Source organism: Rothia endophytica (genome assembly GCF_928381505.1).
GTDB lineage: Bacteria > Actinomycetota > Actinomycetes > Actinomycetales > Micrococcaceae > Rothia > Rothia endophytica_A.
The window spans coordinates 326,614-342,577 of the sequence record NZ_CAKMSJ010000003.1 but is presented as its reverse complement, the minus strand read 5'-3'; the positions used below and the strand labels follow the sequence as shown (position 1 = coordinate 342,577).

The window sequence follows — 15,964 nt, the reverse complement described above, 5'->3', positions numbered from 1 at the left end:
GAAATAGAATACATATACTAATAAATATAGAATATATGTACTAGTATGTGGGTATGAAAGCAGCCCTTATAGCCAAGATTCGCGCACTGCAGCCGCTGCATCTGCCTCTGCCGCCCACCCTGATACCCGCCGGATTCCCCTCACCGGCGCAGGATTACCAGGCCACCAGCATTGATCTCAATGAACTTCTCATTAGGGATAAAACCTCCACTTACATCTTCCGAATCACCGGCTCATCCATGGTGGATGCAGGAATAGCGGATGGCGATGAAATCGTGGTGGACCGCTCTATCACCCCGGTGCCCGGGGACGTGGTGGTTGCCAGCCTGGACGGTGAATTCACCGTTAAACGCTTCATTATCGACCGTCAGGGTCAGGGCTGGCTCACCCCAGAAAACCCCCAGTACCCCGCACTGCGCATAGAAGCTCTCTCAGACTTCACCATCTTTGGGGTGGTCACCAGGAGTATTCACCATGTGCGCTGATGCCCCAAGAACCCTCATCTTTCACGTAGATATCAACTCCTGCTACACCTCCTGCGAAAAGCTGCTGGACCCTTCCATCGGCAACCGCCCGGTGCTCGTCCTCTCTAATAACGACGGGTGCATTATTTCGCTAGACACCGCCGCTAAGGCCCTGGGTTTTACTATGGGTCAGCCCTGGTTCACCGTGCAAGAGAAAGCAAAAGAGCTAGGAGTAGTAGTACGGTCATCGAACTACGAGCTTTACGGGGACATCAGCAACCGAGTCATGCTGCTGCTGGAAGGCTACGCCCAGGAGTTTGAGCAGTACAGTATCGACGAAGCCTTCCTCACCATCACCGCCACCCTGCCCCAAGCACAAGCCCTGGCCCGCCGCATCAAAGATGATCTGGCGCGCAGGGTTGGCGTGCCTGTCTGTGTGGGGGTAGGGGCATCCAAGACCTTAGCCAAGCTCGCCAACAGAACAGCGAAGAAAATACCGGCTCTCAGGGGCGTCTGTGTGTGGGACGCCCTGCCACCCCAGCGGGTGGATGCCCTGTTAAGCACCCTCCCTGCAGAAGAAATATGGGGTGTGGGGAGTAGGGTTGCTCAAAAACTGGCGGGTATGGGAATTCTCAGCGTTCAAGACCTGAAAGAGGCCCCGCTGGGGCTGGTGCGCAAAAGGTTCTCGGTAGTAATCATGCGCACGGTGCTTGAACTGCGCGGGGTAAGAGCTATCGAGCTTGAGCCTGAGCGGGTCTTTAAAGATCAGATGATGTATTCCCGCTCTTTTTCTGACCCGGTGACCAGCGAAGATACTATGCGCCAGGTTCTGAGTATCTACGCCCAGCGTGCCTCTGGGCGCCTGGTCAAGAGCGGGCAGGTTGCTGGGCTGGTCAGTGCTTTCTGCTCCACCTCGCGTTACGCCACAGGAGGTTTTGTGCGCGCTGACGTGCAGGTGAAACTGCCTGCGCCTACCGCTGACCCTATTATTCTCACTCAGGCCTGCGCCCAACTGCTGGAGCGTGCCACCTTTGGGATGGTCAGATACGCAAAGGCAGGGGTGGTGGTCAGTGACCTGACGCCGGCTGGTGCTACTGCTCTGCTAGACCCCTTTGCCCGCAGCCACGAAACCCGTGATATCGCTGGTTTGGTGCAAAGCATCAAAGAAAAATGTGGCCCGCGCTCTCTGGGTGTTGGGTACGGGGGGCTGGCCCAATCACCTGCCTGGGAAATGAAACGCGAGATGCTTTCCCGGCGCGGCACGACCCACTGGGCAGAACTCCCGGTCGCTGTCATCAAGTAATTCTCAGCACGGGCGCGCCACCTGCATATAGCTATAGCCCATGCTGGTCTAATAGAACTTAGATTTTAGGTGAAACTAATAGACCGCCCACGAGGCGGACGCTGATAGGCAAGGAGGGCGGTCTATGCCGGCATCCAGGGGGCAGGAGCTGCCTTTAATCGTGCAGAAGGGTGCCGGGGCGTCCTTACCTGCTCAAATCGTGGAGCAAGTGCGCCCGCTCATCGAGACCGGAGTGCTCAAAGCTGGCGACCTGCTGCCCTCAAGCCGAGATTTAGCCCGCCAACTGGGTGTCTCTCGTGGGACAGTGGTCTTCGCCTACGAACAGCTCATCGGTGAAGGCTACCTGCAAGCCGGTCACGGTGGCACCAGGGTGGACGCCCACCTGCGGCACCGGCGCCCAAGCCCACACAACTCCGGCCAGAGAAATTCGGCTTTTAACCCTGAGTCGGGTAAAAACGCATCCTTTGCCACTGCTGTAACCGCCGGTGCACTAGCCGCCGCACCTGACCAATCTGCCGTAACCCCCGAAGAGCACCCCGCGCCCCTTGGGCACGGCGTCATTAGCCTCTTACCTGGCGCTCCTGACACCACCCTTCTTGCGACCACCGAGTGGCGTGCCGCCTGGCGTCGGGCAGCCGCCAACCCTGCCGACGGCTACCCCGCAGCGGGGTCCACCCAACTGCGCACCCATATCACCGAGCATCTGCGCCTCACCCGCTCAGTTCTGCGCTCGCCTGACGATGTGTTGGTCACTGCCGGTGCCCGCGAAGGCTTCCGCCTGCTGCTCACCCTCTTACGCCGCCGTGTGCGCAACCGCCCCTTGCGCATCGCGGTGGAAAACCCTGGCTACCCCTCCCTGCACCGCATTCCACAGGCCTTCGGTCACACCGTGATCCCCATCCCCGTGGACGAGCAGGGGCTTGACCCTCAATATCTACCGACTGGCGCCCAGCTACCGGACATCGTCCTCGTGGCCCCCAGCCACCAGTACCCCCTCGGGGCCTCTATGCCCGCTGCCCGCCGCCTCGAACTGCTGGAATGGGCCCGCACTCACCAGGTGCTTATCGTGGAGGATGACTACGACTCCGAACTGCGCTATACCGGTGACCCCCTACCCGCCCTGGCTGCCATGGACCGCCCCGCTCACCACACTCACCCCGCAGGTGGTGGGGACCGCGTTATCACGCTGGGCTCTTTCGCTAAAGTGCTCACCCCGGGCCTTAACCTAGGATTTTTGGTGATGCCCAGACACCTGCGCGATGACCTGCTCAACCTCCGTGCTGACCTGGGTAACCCGGTGCCAGCCCTAGTGCAGGACGCCGCTGCTGACCTGCTAGCGACCGGTGGGGTGCGCCGCCATATTGCTCGCATGCGCAAGGTATACCGCGCTCGCCGAGCCCTGGTGGTTGAACAGCTGGGCGACCTGCCCGGTGCTGACATTCTGCCCATGGATGGTGGCTTGCACGCGGTCTTGTATCTACACTCCACTACTGGTGGGGAGGACGATCTGGTGAGGCGTGCTGAAGGTGCCGGGGTGCTGGTTGCGCCCCTGGGCTCCTACTGGTCGGCACCTGCCGGGGTGGATATTCCAGGGATAGGCGAGCCGAAAGGTGGTGAGCTTGCCACCGCTCCGCTGCCCCTGCAAGGGGTCGTCATAGGTTTTGGTGGAGTGAGTGACCGGAAACTGGCAGAAGGGCTACAGCGCTTGCGCCGCGTCCTCTAACGCCCCTGTACAAGTTGATGCCCTTAGCACCACCGGGGCGCCCTTAGAGTGCACTCAATATATGCCTCACACCGCCCAAACGTGAGAGGCCACCCGGGTTCGCTACACTGGAACGGTGACTCACGAAACTGATGCCCCCACCCCCGTGCCAGACCGCCGCTTAGCCGCTGCCCTGGCAACCCCCACCGCCACCCATGCCCTGGTCTTTCTGATCTTTGGGCTGGTAACGGTCTTCTGGCAGGAACCCACCCTCACCGTTATCACCGTGATGCTTACTGCCTACCTGCTGGCTTACGGCGCGGCGTCCTTTTTTACCTCCCGCGCTCTCTTGCGTGAGGGGGATGACCAGAACAGTCAGGTCTTCACCTCCATCGCAGGCATTCAGGCAGGTGCCGGTGTGCTGGTGCTTCTGCTGCCGCGCGGGGAGTTCTGGCTGACTCTGGTGGTGTGTGTGGCTCTGGGCCTCACCGGCGTGCTGAAAATGCTGGCTGGTATGCGCACCAAAGGCTACAACCCGGCAGCCCGTGACTGGCAACTTGAAGGTGCCATCATCACCATATTTGCTGCCGCTCTGCCGGTAGTGTCAGAAATCGGGGACAAGGCCATTATGGGTACCGCCGGCGCAGGTGCACTTATTGCCGGTGTCTTTGTGATGATTGGTGCTCTTACCCTGCGCTCCGCAGGTAAAGGCGTCTAAGGTTACCTCTGTAACCTGCCCCCCCGCGGTCAGACAAAAAACAGTTTGACCCCGTAGACTGGTCTGAGCACATTTTCAGGAGGAATTAGACGTGACTCAAAAGCCTGGCTCAGAAGAGCGCGGTTTCAAAGCCCAGGTGCGCGGGCCCCTTATTATCGCCTTTGTTCTGGCGATAGTAGCCTTTTTGTGCACCTTCATTTTTGCGACCGGCGGCACCGATAACGCACCTCAGCTGGTGCTGGCTCTGACGGTTGCCGGCGCAGTTTTTGTGGTTACTCTGGTCATGTGTGCCACTCTCATTCTGGTGGAGAAGCCCAATGATTCCTCACTGGGTGAGGGTACCGGTGTGAACCGGTCCTCCGCTAAGCTCTACGCCGAGGCGCGTGCCCGCCGCGAAGCTGAAACCAAGCGTCGTGAGGCCGAAGAAAAAGAACGCCTGGCCCGCAAAATTGACGAAGCAAACGCCGCGAAGGACGCCCAGCAGGGCGCACCAAAATCTGGCGAGTAGAAGCCTGCGGTTAGCTGGCGCTCCACCGAGACATGCGGCGCTTAGCTGTTGAAGTTTCTTTGCCGATAGGCTCAACTCCCAGAGCTTTACCGAGGCCAAAGTTAGGCATATTGAAATAAATGCTTTCGCGAGCCGGCGCAGAAACCTGATAGGTTTCGTGCCACAGGCCCACATGGCGGTTGGCTGTCCGGGCGAAGTGTCGCCAGGCCTGAACGTGGGGTGCTTCTGTGAGCGAAGCGAAATCCTGAAGGGCTTCGGGGCTTTCCCAGTACTGTACCGCTAGGGTGGTGCGTTTCAGCCAGAGCTCCTGACCAAGGAATCCGGTTTCAGGGTGTTGTTCTAGGTATTTCACCATCTTCTGATAAGCCCTCATGACAGGGACGTAAGCATCCGGCCGCAGAGGTGAGTTAATGCGCACGCCTAGCATGAAGACAGTGACATCTTGCGATGCTGATGAGGTAAAACGTCCGAGATTAAGACCTTGCACGATATTCTCCTTGTGCTTCATCAGTGTTTAAATAACACTGTTATTAGATAGCCTAGTGATACTCTTATGGGGTGTCAAGACCAACTATGTATGGAGCTGAGTACCACCAAAAAATCGTCGTGGCAGCAGCGCAAATTATTGCCGATGAAGGCTTGAGCCACCTTTCTTTAAGGACGGTTGCTCGCAAGGTGGGAGTTTCTACGACAGTTATCTACTCACTGATTGGAAACCGAGAAGACTTGATTGAAGCAGTCTCTCGCGAGGCCCGAGGCTCATTTGTGCGCGAACAGCGAGCGGTAGGTTGTACCGAGAATGTTCTGGTAGACCTCAAGAATCTAGGGCGCGCTTACCGCCGGTGGTCTCTTGAAAACCCGGCCCTCTACAGTGTGATGTTTGGAGGCTACTTTGGCCCCCAGGAGATTGACCGGGAGCCGATAGCCCCCTTGGCGGATGCGGTTCACCGCATTCATGCTCAGGGTAGGTTAAAAATAGAGGACCCCTGGCAGGCCGTCTGGGCTTTCTGGTCGGCAGTCCACGGGGCAACGACTCTCGAAATTGCAGGTGGCTGTGTGATGGTTGGGGGGCAAAGTGAAGAGAGCTTTGAAGTCATCCTTGAGGGCATGGTGCGGGGGTTGGTGAGCGCCTAGCGCCTGCAGATGCGGATTGCTGATCCCCCAAACCTTGAGGTGGGCGAAGCGGTGCGCGTCATAAGTTGGGGTGTGCTTCAGGGAGGATTAGAGTGGAGATAAGGAAACCGCGCAAGGTTGCGCATCCACCGCAAGGAGCACCCCGTGAGCAAGAAGGACAAGAAACCCCAGGCTAAGAAAGAGAGCGCCCAGAAGACTCTGGTAAAGACCCCCAAGAGCGTTCGGCGTTCCTCTGACAAGGTGCAAGAGATCTTTGCCAAGGCAACTAAAAAGCACCTCGCCCAGCACGGGGATAAAAAGAAGGCTAAGAAGGCGGGCAAGGAGGCCCTGAAAAAGAAGGGTTACTCCAAGATCGACGGCGTGTGGGCCAAGATTGCCTCCGAAGAGAAGCCCAAGAAGTCAGGCAAGAGCTCCGAGAAGGGTGCCGGTAAGAAGTCTGAAAAGAAGACAGAAAAGCTTAAAGGCGAGAAGAAATCTGACCAAGATACTAAGAAGACCAAGGGCACCAAGGATACCGCGAAGTTAGCGGACCAGAAGCCTGGCAAGAAAAAGTCTGACGTCAAGGAGCTTGAGCAGAAAAAGCCTAAGAAGAAAGATACTGGTAAAAAGAAGGATGCTGCAAAGGTAGATTCTGAAAAGAGCGGCGGCAAGAAACCTGACTCAAAGAAAACCAGCAAAAAAGACGCTGAAAAAACCGCCGAGCAGCAGGTAGGGCCCAAGCCCTCTAAAAAGGCTAAGAAAGCTAGGAAGAAAAAGAAGATCCAGCGTGAAGACCAAGGGTCTCTGAAGGATGCCACTGATTCTCTGGATATTGAGACCCTTCTAGGCGAGGATATCCCCGATGAGAATATGTACAGCTCAGCTGATGTAGAGGTTGAGCCGGAGGTAGACCTAGAGGAACTAGAAGACCTGGTGGACGCCGAAGATCCCGTCGAGCAGCTAGACGAGCGTGCTCTTGCGGAGTTTGACCGGGAATTTGCTGAGGAGACCGCTCACCTGGAAGAAGTTGAGCACGCCGGTGAGCTCTCGGGCGCCGAGGTGCCTGCCCAGCGTCGCCCCATAGAGGTTTTCACTCGCCAGGAGCTCTACGAAGAAGCCAAAGAGCTGGATATCCCGGGCAGGTCAAACATGACCAAGCAGCAACTCTTTGACGCTATCGAAGAGGCAACAGCCTAGTCTCACCGGCTCTTTGTTACGGTCATAGTGCCCTAGTGCTTATTCATAAAGTCTCGGAGCTGATGGGCAGGGTAACGGCAAGCTGGTCGGGGCTGGCGTGAATCGCCTTGTGCGCGAAGCGAACCGGGCGAGAAGGTCAGCTTGCCGTTACCCTGCCCATCAGTAGAGCGATATGCCGTATGAATAACTTTCTCTACACGAAGACCCCATCGAAGTAGTCTGCGATTCCCTCAAAATCGGTGAGGGGTAGTACAGCACCGACGTACTGGTCGGGGCGCACAATCACCACGGCACCGTCGCGGCTGATGCCGCGCTGCTCAAAGATGTTTTCTTCGGGCAGGGTGCAGTAGATGTTCTCCCAGTACTCCACCTGGCGGCTGCCGACCAGCGGGCGGAAAGCTGCCGGGGCGTCGGTGGTTTCAAACTCGGTGTGTAGCTGCTGGTAGGTGACCAGGGGCTCGATGCGGGCATCGAAGTCAGCGCCCTCCGGGCGATGCTTGATGAAGGGAGAGCGGGCATCCTGGGTGAGGAAGTCACTCAGCGCCTTCACCTTTGAATCGCCGGACGCCGGGTGGGCGGCGTCTGCAAAGACGTAGAGGCGGTAGCGGCCATCGGCTACGGCGTCGTGGCCCAAGAAGCGGGGGTAGGCATTTTCGCGGCGGTTGACGCGGGCGGCGCGGAAGCGCTTGCCCACGGTGTAGCCGGTCGCCAGGCTCTGGTGCTCGGCGCCGCCGGTGATCATGGAGGGCTTGTACTCGGTCATGAAGCCGGCAGGGAACTCGGCAGTTTTGACGTAGAACTCCTCCAGGTATTCGGGGCTGGGCAGCTCTTCTGCCGGGGTCGCCATGAGGGTTGACCATTCTTTATCAAAGTCAATGAGGTTCTTGGCGATTTCCTGGCGCTCACCGGAGTAGGTGTCCAGCAGCGATTCGGGGGCGCGCCCTGTCAGTACATGGCCCAGCTTCCAGGAGATATTGAAGCCGTCCTGCATGGAGACATTCATGCCCTGGCCCGCCTTAGCAGAGTGGGTATGGCAGGCATCGCCGGTGATGAAAACGCGAGGAGTGCGGCTGCCACGGTCCTCGGTATCTACATCGTCAAAGTGGTCGGTGAGACGGTGGCCGACCTCGTAGACCGAGTGCCAGGCAACGTCCTTCACGTCAATGCTGTAGGGGTGGTAGATGGCGTTGGCGCGGTCGATGATTTCTTCGATGGGGGTGTTGCGTACCGCGTGGTTGTCGTTCAGGGGTACTTCGCCCAGGTCAACGTAGATGCGTGCTAGGTGGCCGCCCTCGCGGGGGATGTGCAGGATTGAGCCGTTCTTGGAGCTAATGGCGCACTTCATGCGCCAGTCGGGGAAATCGGTGTTGGCAACAGCGTCCATGACACCCCAGGCGTGGTTGGAGGCGTCCCCGGTCAGGGTGCGGCCAATGGACTTGCGGACGCCGGAGCGGGCGCCGTCGCACCCAATGACGTACTTGGCGCGCACGGTGCGTTCTTCACCTTCGCGCTCGCCAGCGGTGTGGCGCAGGGTGACCTTGACGGGGTATTCCTCGCCCTGTTCAACGGTGAGGGTGATGAATTCGATGCCGTAATCAGGGGTGATGCGGCCGGGGGAGCGCAGGGCGGAGTCAGCGAAGTAGTCCAGCACGCGCGCCTGGTTGACGATCAGGTGGGGGAATTCGCTGATGTAGTGCGGGTCGTCGATGGGGCGGGCGGTGCGCACGATGTTTTCTGGATTGGTGGGGTCTGGCTTCCAGAAGCTCATTTCGGTGATGTGGTAGGCCTCGCGAATGATTTCTTCGGCGAAGCGGAAAGCCTGGAAGGTTTCAACGGAGCGCGCCTGGATGCCGTCTGCCTGGCCCAGTTCTAGGCGGCCGTTGCGGCGTTCGATGATGCGGGTGTTGACGTCGGGGAACTGGGAGAGCTGGGCTGCGGCGATCATGCCTGCGGGGCCGGAGCCTACGATGAGAACGTCCATGGTCTCGGGGAGTTCTGTGGCGCGGTCGACGCCGTAACCGGCGGCGTCTTGTATGCGTGGATCGCGGGAGACGTAGCCGTTGTGGTGGAAATGCATGGTGCTCCTAGAGGGGCGGGGCGCGACACTGCACCCGGCGAGTATGTGATGGGTAACACTTGATTTGAATCATATACGATGTCCAAAATCGTGACAAGAGCCAACCCAGCCTTTATTGCTGCACCCTGAAATGTGCGCCAGTGTGGCAGGGTGCATCGCCCCCATTCCCAATAAAGAAGTGACCAGGTTTCTCTCATTTGACCATATGTTTTCTAGTCAGATGAGAGAAATCTGGTCACTTCAGTGGTGGTAGGTGAGGTTAGGCAGCCTGAAGCTGTTGAACCCTACTTTTGGAGACTTCGAGAATGGCAGCGGTGTCGCTCAGGGAAACCCCATCTGTGCGAAGCTGGGCAACAATTTTACGTATTTTCTGGGTCGCTTCCTCCTCGGCTTTTTGCGCGGCTCGCTGAGCTGCACGCGCGGCCTGTAGTTGGCTCTCAACCTCTTCGTAGGTGAGGTGTACTTCTAGCTGGCTGTGGTCGGTCTCGGGGTAGAGGGTGTCAAGGTAATCGCGTACCTGTTGGGGTGCCTTGGCTAGGGTGCGGACCTGGGTGGCATTCTCTTCATCGATGATAATTTCCCAGCCGTGCGCCCAGCGCTGAGCAGTGACGGTAATGCTGTTAGTCATTGTTCTTTTCGTTCTCTGCGATTGCTTTATGAATGTCTACATCTAGGCTTAGTTCAAGACCTGTTTTCTGGCTTTGAAAGCTCACGTTTGCTACTAGCCCTTTGGCTCGGATTGCTTTGTAATACGGCGATATACGCACAGCCCCGTAGGTCTAAATATTTTTAAATTCTTCGGTATCTACGAAGACTGATTTAATGCGATATTCTGTCAAGGAACCTTTGATTACTGAGAAAGATGAGGGGTCAAAGAGGACGATATTGTGTCCATCGGATATTGCACTGGGGTAGGCAACTCCGTCAAACCCTTCCCCCTTGATGATTTCACATAAATATTGTGTAGGAATATACTCATAAGGTGTTGCATCTGGGTGTACAGGACGGGAAAAATCTAAAGAAATTTCTTTTAGTGCAAGATAGAGGGTTCGTATTCTCAGAATTTCATCAGTATCCAGAATATCGATCGGTGAGACTTGAGGGGTAAATTTAATAAGATTTGCAATCTTTAGTTCAGGAGATTCTGGTGATTTAACTTGAAATTTAGCAGTCACAACGTTTTGTCCCGGATGGGGTCGAACTTCTGCTATTGCAGTTTTTTCTAAAGAGGCCAGATAGAGATACGGAATACCTGCAGGATTTAGTCTGCCGTGTCCAGCAATTTCTTGAGGCGGGGCACTGAGGTCTTGGGGCTTGAATGGTTCCTTAGTGTCGTGAGTGCGTGCACGATAATAGTATTGATTTATTTTATCTTCTTCCATTTCAGATAAATTATTCATGAAATCTTCGCATAGCTCTGAAGCTTCTTTTGAGGATGTTGAAATCCATCTATTCCTGTGTTGGATTTCTAGTTTAAACCTTTGCCATGCATCTGATTTTCTGGTTCCCTCTAAATTCTCGGGAATTCTTAAATCTGACGGGTTAAAGTAGTCGCAGATGAAAATGTCTGATAATAGCCGATTCGCTGTTGAATCATCCAAGGTATCGAAAATTCCCCAATCTTCGCGAAGCCAATATAGCAAAAGCTTTCCCTCAGATTTATCAGTTCTTTTATAAATCTCTCGAGACCACTCAAAATACCCAGAAAGCTTCTCAGTTGGAATCATTTCCTGCTTTACGGACTGGCAATAAGAGCATGAACTCATTGCAATCGGATCAATCTTCCGAGCCAGCAGGGTGAATAAATTTTCCCCTAAATATTTTTTGCAACACCTATTTCCCATTGATATTTATCTCGTTAGTAGAAAATCATCCATCAGTTCGATGTGGTGTTGAATAGACAGTTTTTTAACAAAACCCAAGCCAGGAAAATGTTTCCTGTCGTGAAGGTTGCGGAACTCTCGTATTGCTCGCCCTTCGTAGATTAACCCTTCGTTCTTATCAAGGAAAGATATCATCGCGTTAAGGGCTTCAGAAAATTTATTTCCTGGGTCAGCAAATGTTTCATTTGATTTTGATATGAAATGTTGCACATAAATAGTTTTATCCTGTGACGGATCAATGTAAGTTATATGTAAAGCAACAGCGTAGGCAGGACCTCCAGATTCCCTATACTGAGCACCTACGATTTGATAGTCCCCGAAGCCTTGTAAACCTAAGGGGGTTTTGTAAATTACATTTAGGTCAGTAAAAAAATCATTTTCTTTATAATCTTTATTCCGAGCCTCGCTGATAAATTCATCTCGTATGATTGTTCGTTGATTATCGTATATATTGAATTTTTCTCTGTAAATCATTGAAGTTCTTTTGTCTTCAAAAAGATGAAAAACTTCTTTATTGTCGTTTGATAGCTGGTTTAATCTGGAGATAACATCCTGATCTTTAATTGCTGAATCATGAAGAAAATATAGTGAGCGCGTATTTTCGGGTGAAGCTATCTGGCTATAATCTTCAAGGTCCTGAACGGTTGTGGTCTCATTGACTACTAGGACAGGACGAACTAACTCTGAGCCGATTTCGGAACCGAGATAATCTCGTTTGAAAAAATTAAGGAGTTCATTGTTGTCTTGTACAAAATCGCCAACTCGAGGGTTGATGATGAATCCAATGGGGGTGCCTGAAATTTCCCAGACACCCAGCGTTCTGTCTAAGGCCGATAGGTTTTTCCTCACCGGCTCTACTATCGGACAGACCTTACCGGAGCGGAGCGTTCCCTCTTCTGCTAGGTCACGGATCGCAGCAAGTTCGAACTGCTTACCGCGTAATAGGGGGTAGTACATTCTAAGACCAGCTAACTGCTTCGTTCAGGGGTGTTTGGATTGCTTTCAGTATATGACTTTTCTGTGTTGTAGTGGGGCTTTTGCGCAGAGCAGCTGCGTATAAGGAGCGTGGCATCTCGTCGATGAATCCACTCATTGACTTCTGATTTCGGGAGTGTCGTACTACCTTGACCATCGATGAATGTAGCGAGTTGGTAGAGAAACTGTCTAAGATTTCGCTGTAGATTGTTCTTTGTCGGGTATTAGGGACATCTGGTACCTCTTGCCCAAGTAAACTGAGCATGGCTTTCAGTTCACTGAGCTGTAGGGCATCAAGCATTGCTGATGTTTCCAGAGACTCTAAGTTTTCCTGTGCCTGGCGAACAGTTGAAAGTGAGAGTTTGTTGCTGAGTGTAAGGATGCCGACATCGTCTGGAAGCATATTTTCCAGGGCAACTACGTGTTTTGCATCTGCAACTACAACTACTTTGGCAAATACCTTGCGGTAATCTTCAATTTGTAAAGGTAACCGGGCTAAGGAATCCCGGTCAGACTTTATTTCATACGCAGTAGAGGTTCCGTTGAAAATGACAGTATCTGCTTTAGAGCGGAGTGCTCTCATCTCCTGAACGAACACTGCGGTATTTAGTGAGTGTCTGCCTAGTAGGATTTTTTCAGCTACAACGTTCTTATAAATGTATTCGTTGCGAATACCTGGGGAAGATAGCAACGAAAAGATGTGGTCGAATACTTCACCCACTGATGAGGAAGATGGTAGTGAGGTTCTTAGTCCGGCTGATGTAATAATTCTAGAGAACTCAGCTGATCGTTGGTTTTTAGCGAAACCTGTAAAGATGGTGGGTGAGAAGGCGCGTTCTAACAAGAGATTGTCGACTGTTGGCATACTCACTCACTTCTCCCTCTACTTTTCTAACCCACACAGACTATCAGTCCTGTCTATCGCTGTCGTAACACAAGGGGTGAATCATGCACATGTAGATACTCGAGATGCGGAACTGCGTGATTAGTCTTGATGGCTCACACGACGATCCGGTTGCTTTTACAGTCCTCGCCCCGGAGTCAGAATGCCTGCCGGGTCCAGGGCTGCTTTGATGACGCGTCCGGCGGCAAGGGTTGCTGGTGTCAGTTGCTCTTCAAGGGCGTGCAGTTTTGCCGAACCAATACCGTGCTCGCCGGTGATCGTGCCGCCCAGCTCTAGGGCGGCGGCAGAAATCAGCGCCAGAACTTCTTCAGCCGCCTCGGTTTCCTCGCCGTGAGCGCCCGCGTAGACGCTGGGGTGCAGGTTGCCGTCCCCGGCGTGGGCGGTAATGAGCACTGCCCTGCCGGTGGCTTCGGAAATCTCCTGGATGCGCCGTATGAAGTGCGGCAGCTGGGGCACGGGGACGCCAGCGTCCCCCAGCACCGTGAACCCTTCGGGGTAAATAGAACTAAAAACCAACCTGCGGGCTTCCATGAGGGCGAGACCTTCTGCTGTCTCTGTGGAACTAGCTCCATGCTCGGCGCAAATAGTTGCTGCCCGTGCAGCATCTGCCTGAGCGCTGGTGCAGAGGCCAATCAGTAGCCCGGCACCTGGCTCGGTGAGCCCAGCTCCATGGTGCTTATTGATGAGTTGCACGATGGTGCGGTCGATTAGCTCCAGGCTCTCTAGGTTCAGCCCACTGCTGGTTAGGGCTAGTACTGCGCCCCCTGCCTCCTCTAAGGAGTTGTAGTAGGCGGCAAAAGTGTAGGGGGCGCCCTCTGGTAGGGGTTTGAGGCGCACGGTTGCGCGGGTGATGACACCCAAGGTGCCCTCGGATCCCACAAAAAGTGGTGTCAGGTTCAGCCCGGCAACGTTCTTAATGGTGCGCGCACCCGTCTGGATGACTTCCCCGCTGGCCAGCACCACTTCAAGGGCAGCTACCGAATCGGCAGTTACCCCATGAGCCAGGCAGCGTAGGCCGCCGGCGTTGGTGGCAATATTTCCACCCACGGTTGAGGTTGCTGCACTGGCGGGGTCTGGGGCAAAGAAGAGCCCTTGTGCCTGGGCAGCGGCATCTAGGGTGGCGGTCAGGACGCCGGGCTGGACGTCGGCAAGCCGGGCGTCGGCGTCGATACTCAGTTCGGTCATGGCTTCGGTGCTAATCACCAGCCCGCCTTCGTAGGCGGCAGCGCCCCCGGCTAGGCCGGTGCCTGCCCCGCGCACCGAAACCGGTAGCTGGTGAGTGCTGGCAAAGCGCAGAATCGTTGAAACATCAGCGGTGGTGCGGGGGAGAAAAACCGCCAGTGGACGCCCGGCTGCTGCCTGAGAAGCGTCGGTTAGGTAGGGGGCTATCTCGGCTTCGCTGGTGAGGGCGGGGCAGCTAAGGCTTGCTGTGAGAGTGGTGATGTCGCTGGTCATTGGTACCTTCTCAAGATTTTTCCGTGCGCTCTATTGCTGTGATGTGAGTTACTTTGCTAGTGTAAGAAAATGATATACGATTTGGAATCAGATTCAAGAGCTTAATGAGGAGCCTTCATGACTGAAGCACCCAAGGCAACCGGCAAAGACGCCGCTGTCGTCCCGGTTACCCCCGGCAAAATCATTGCGGTTCACGTTGCCTACGAATCACGTGCAGCCCAGCGCGGGCGCCGCCCCTCCCAACCTTCCTATTTCCTGAAGCCCACCAGCTCCCTGGCGGGTTCCGGTGCCACTGTTGAACGCCCGGCAGGCACCGAACTGCTGGCCTTCGAAGGTGAAATCGCTCTGGTTATTGGCAAGCCCGCCCGCCGCGTCAGCGCAGAAACAGCCTGGGATCACGTCGCCGCCGTCACCGCCTCCAACGACCTGGGTATCTATGACTACCGCCCGGCAGATAAAGGCTCCAACGTACGCTCCAAGGGGCGCGACGGCTACACCCCTCTGGGCCCCGGCCTTATCGACGCCCGCACCATCACCGAAGACCAGCTACGTGTACGCACCTGGGTCAACGGGCAACTAGTGCAAGAAGACGTCACCGAACCGGCGAACATGATTTTCCCCCTCTCCCAGTTCGTCGCTGACCTCTCCCAGCACATGACCCTGGAAGCCGGCGACGTCATCCTCACTGGAACCCCGGCAGGCTCATCCGTCATCGCCCCCGGTGACACCGTAGAAGTTGAAGTGGACGCCCCCGTAGCACCGGGTGCACCCACCTCCGGCCGCCTGGTCACCCACGTCATCGAAGGCCCCGGCGGCTTCGACCCCGCCCTGGGCACCCTACCCGCCGCCGACGAAAAGCAGACCGAAGAAGCCTGGGGATCCCGCGAAGCCGCAGGCCTGCCCCCGGTTGCAGAAGAAGAACCGGTACTCACCGACCGCCTTCGCCGCCTACTCACCGCCGTGCCCACCGCAGGGCTCTCAGCCCAGCTGCGCGCTCGCGGTCTGAACAACGTGGTCATCGAGGGTGTCTACCCCCAGACCCCCGGCACCACAATGGTCGGCACCGCCAAAACCTTACGCTTCGTGCCCAACCGCGAAGACCTCTTCAAGAGCCACGGCGGTGGCTACAATGCCCAGAAACGCTGCTTTGACGCAGTGGGCGAAGGTGAAGTCATCGTGATTGAAGCCCGCGGTGAAAGCGGCTCCGGCACCCTGGGCGACATTCTCGCCCTACGTGCCAAGGGCCGCGGTGCTGCCGGTGTGGTTACCGACGGCGGTGTACGTGACTACGCGGCGGTCAAAGAAATCGGTCTGCCCGTCTTCACTCAGGGCGCCCACCCCGCCGTCCTGGGCCGCAAGCATGTGCCCTGGGAATACGATGTGGCAGTCGCCTGTGGCAACGCGACCGTGCTGCCCGGTGACATCATTGTGGGCGACGATGACGGCGTCATCGTGATCCCCCCGCACCTGGCACTTGAAGTTGCAGAGGCAGCCTACGCCAAGGAGCACGAGGACGCCTGGGTGGCCGAGCGCGTAGCAGAAGGCCACCCCGTGGACGGGCTCTTCCCACCCACCGGCGCCTGGAAGGAAAAGTTCACCACCTGGCTGGCTGACAACCCGCCCGCAGACCTCTAAACCGCCCCACCCTTACCTTCTCAACCACAA

General features: G+C 55.9%; 15 protein-coding genes. 8 read left to right on the top strand and 7 right to left on the bottom strand.

The features are described from left to right. The first annotated feature begins 53 nt into the window (after positions 1-53). From L6990_RS05535 to L6990_RS05510, 5 genes are all read left to right on the top strand, one after another. The gene (locus L6990_RS05535) at positions 54-485 is read left to right on the top strand and encodes a LexA family protein (protein ID WP_237203067.1); all 432 of its coding nucleotides are present in this window, start codon (positions 54-56) and stop codon (positions 483-485) included. Beyond that, positions 475-1,767 (top strand): Y-family DNA polymerase, encoded by a 1,293-nt coding sequence (locus L6990_RS05530; protein ID WP_237203066.1) that lies wholly within the window; start codon positions 475-477, stop codon positions 1,765-1,767. The genes L6990_RS05535 and L6990_RS05530 overlap by 11 nt, the downstream gene beginning before the upstream one ends. 124 nt (positions 1,768-1,891) lie before the next feature. Next, positions 1,892-3,490 (top strand): MocR-like pyridoxine biosynthesis transcription factor PdxR, encoded by a 1,599-nt coding sequence (gene pdxR, locus L6990_RS05520; RefSeq protein WP_272879269.1) that lies wholly within the window; start codon positions 1,892-1,894, stop codon positions 3,488-3,490. Positions 3,491-3,605: 115 nt separating this feature from the next. After that, positions 3,606-4,187 (top strand): DUF308 domain-containing protein, encoded by a 582-nt coding sequence (locus tag L6990_RS05515; protein ID WP_237203065.1) that lies wholly within the window; start codon positions 3,606-3,608, stop codon positions 4,185-4,187. 91 nt (positions 4,188-4,278) lie between these two features. Further along, positions 4,279-4,695 (top strand): hypothetical protein, encoded by a 417-nt coding sequence (locus tag L6990_RS05510; protein WP_237203064.1) that lies wholly within the window; start codon positions 4,279-4,281, stop codon positions 4,693-4,695. 10 nt (positions 4,696-4,705) lie between these two features. On the opposite strand, the gene L6990_RS05505 is transcribed toward L6990_RS05510, so the two are convergent. Then, the gene (locus L6990_RS05505) at positions 4,706-5,182 is read right to left on the bottom strand and encodes a DUF4188 domain-containing protein (protein WP_237203063.1); all 477 of its coding nucleotides are present in this window, start codon (positions 5,180-5,182) and stop codon (positions 4,706-4,708) included. A 119-nt stretch (positions 5,183-5,301) separates the two neighbouring features. Here L6990_RS05505 and L6990_RS05500 point away from each other — a divergent pair, with 119 nt between their 5' ends. Together L6990_RS05500 and L6990_RS05495 are read left to right on the top strand one after the other, a co-directional pair. Next, a complete protein-coding gene (locus L6990_RS05500) occupies positions 5,302-5,829 on the top strand; it encodes a TetR/AcrR family transcriptional regulator (RefSeq protein ID WP_237203062.1) in 528 nt (175 codons plus the stop codon). A 144-nt stretch (positions 5,830-5,973) separates the two neighbouring features. Next, a complete protein-coding gene (locus L6990_RS05495) occupies positions 5,974-7,005 on the top strand; it encodes a Rho termination factor N-terminal domain-containing protein (protein ID WP_237203061.1) in 1,032 nt (343 codons plus the stop codon). A 193-nt stretch (positions 7,006-7,198) separates the two neighbouring features. Here the strand turns inward: L6990_RS05495 and L6990_RS05490 are convergent, their stop codons facing one another. The 6 genes from L6990_RS05490 to L6990_RS05465 form a co-directional block, all read right to left on the bottom strand. Further along, positions 7,199-9,082: an FAD-binding monooxygenase gene (locus L6990_RS05490; protein ID WP_237203060.1), complete on the bottom strand. Its 1,884-nt coding sequence runs from the start codon at positions 9,080-9,082 to the stop codon at positions 7,199-7,201. Between the two features lie 259 nt (positions 9,083-9,341). Continuing rightward, positions 9,342-9,710 carry an antitoxin HicB gene (locus L6990_RS05485; protein WP_237203059.1) on the bottom strand — a complete coding sequence of 123 codons (369 nt, stop codon included), beginning with the start codon at positions 9,708-9,710 and terminating at the stop codon, positions 9,342-9,344. A gap of 151 nt (positions 9,711-9,861) precedes the next feature. Beyond that, positions 9,862-10,926 carry an RES family NAD+ phosphorylase gene (locus L6990_RS05480; RefSeq protein WP_237203058.1) on the bottom strand — a complete coding sequence of 355 codons (1,065 nt, stop codon included), beginning with the start codon at positions 10,924-10,926 and terminating at the stop codon, positions 9,862-9,864. Positions 10,927-10,932: 6 nt separating this feature from the next. Then, complete coding sequence (locus tag L6990_RS05475; RefSeq protein ID WP_237203057.1) at positions 10,933-11,922, bottom strand: sce7725 family protein; 990 nt, start codon at positions 11,920-11,922, stop codon at positions 10,933-10,935. 1 nt (position 11,923) lies between these two features. After that, positions 11,924-12,805, bottom strand: a complete 882-nt coding sequence (locus L6990_RS05470) for a sce7726 family protein (RefSeq protein ID WP_237203056.1) — start codon at positions 12,803-12,805, stop codon at positions 11,924-11,926. A gap of 156 nt (positions 12,806-12,961) precedes the next feature. Then, on the bottom strand, positions 12,962-14,299 hold the full coding sequence (locus L6990_RS05465) for an FAD-binding oxidoreductase (protein ID WP_237203055.1): 1,338 nt from the start codon (positions 14,297-14,299) through the stop codon (positions 12,962-12,964). A gap of 117 nt (positions 14,300-14,416) precedes the next feature. On the opposite strand from L6990_RS05465, the gene L6990_RS05460 reads away from it, so the two are divergent. After that, on the top strand, positions 14,417-15,934 hold the full coding sequence (locus L6990_RS05460) for a fumarylacetoacetate hydrolase family protein (protein WP_237203054.1): 1,518 nt from the start codon (positions 14,417-14,419) through the stop codon (positions 15,932-15,934). Positions 15,935-15,964 lie beyond the last annotated feature (30 nt).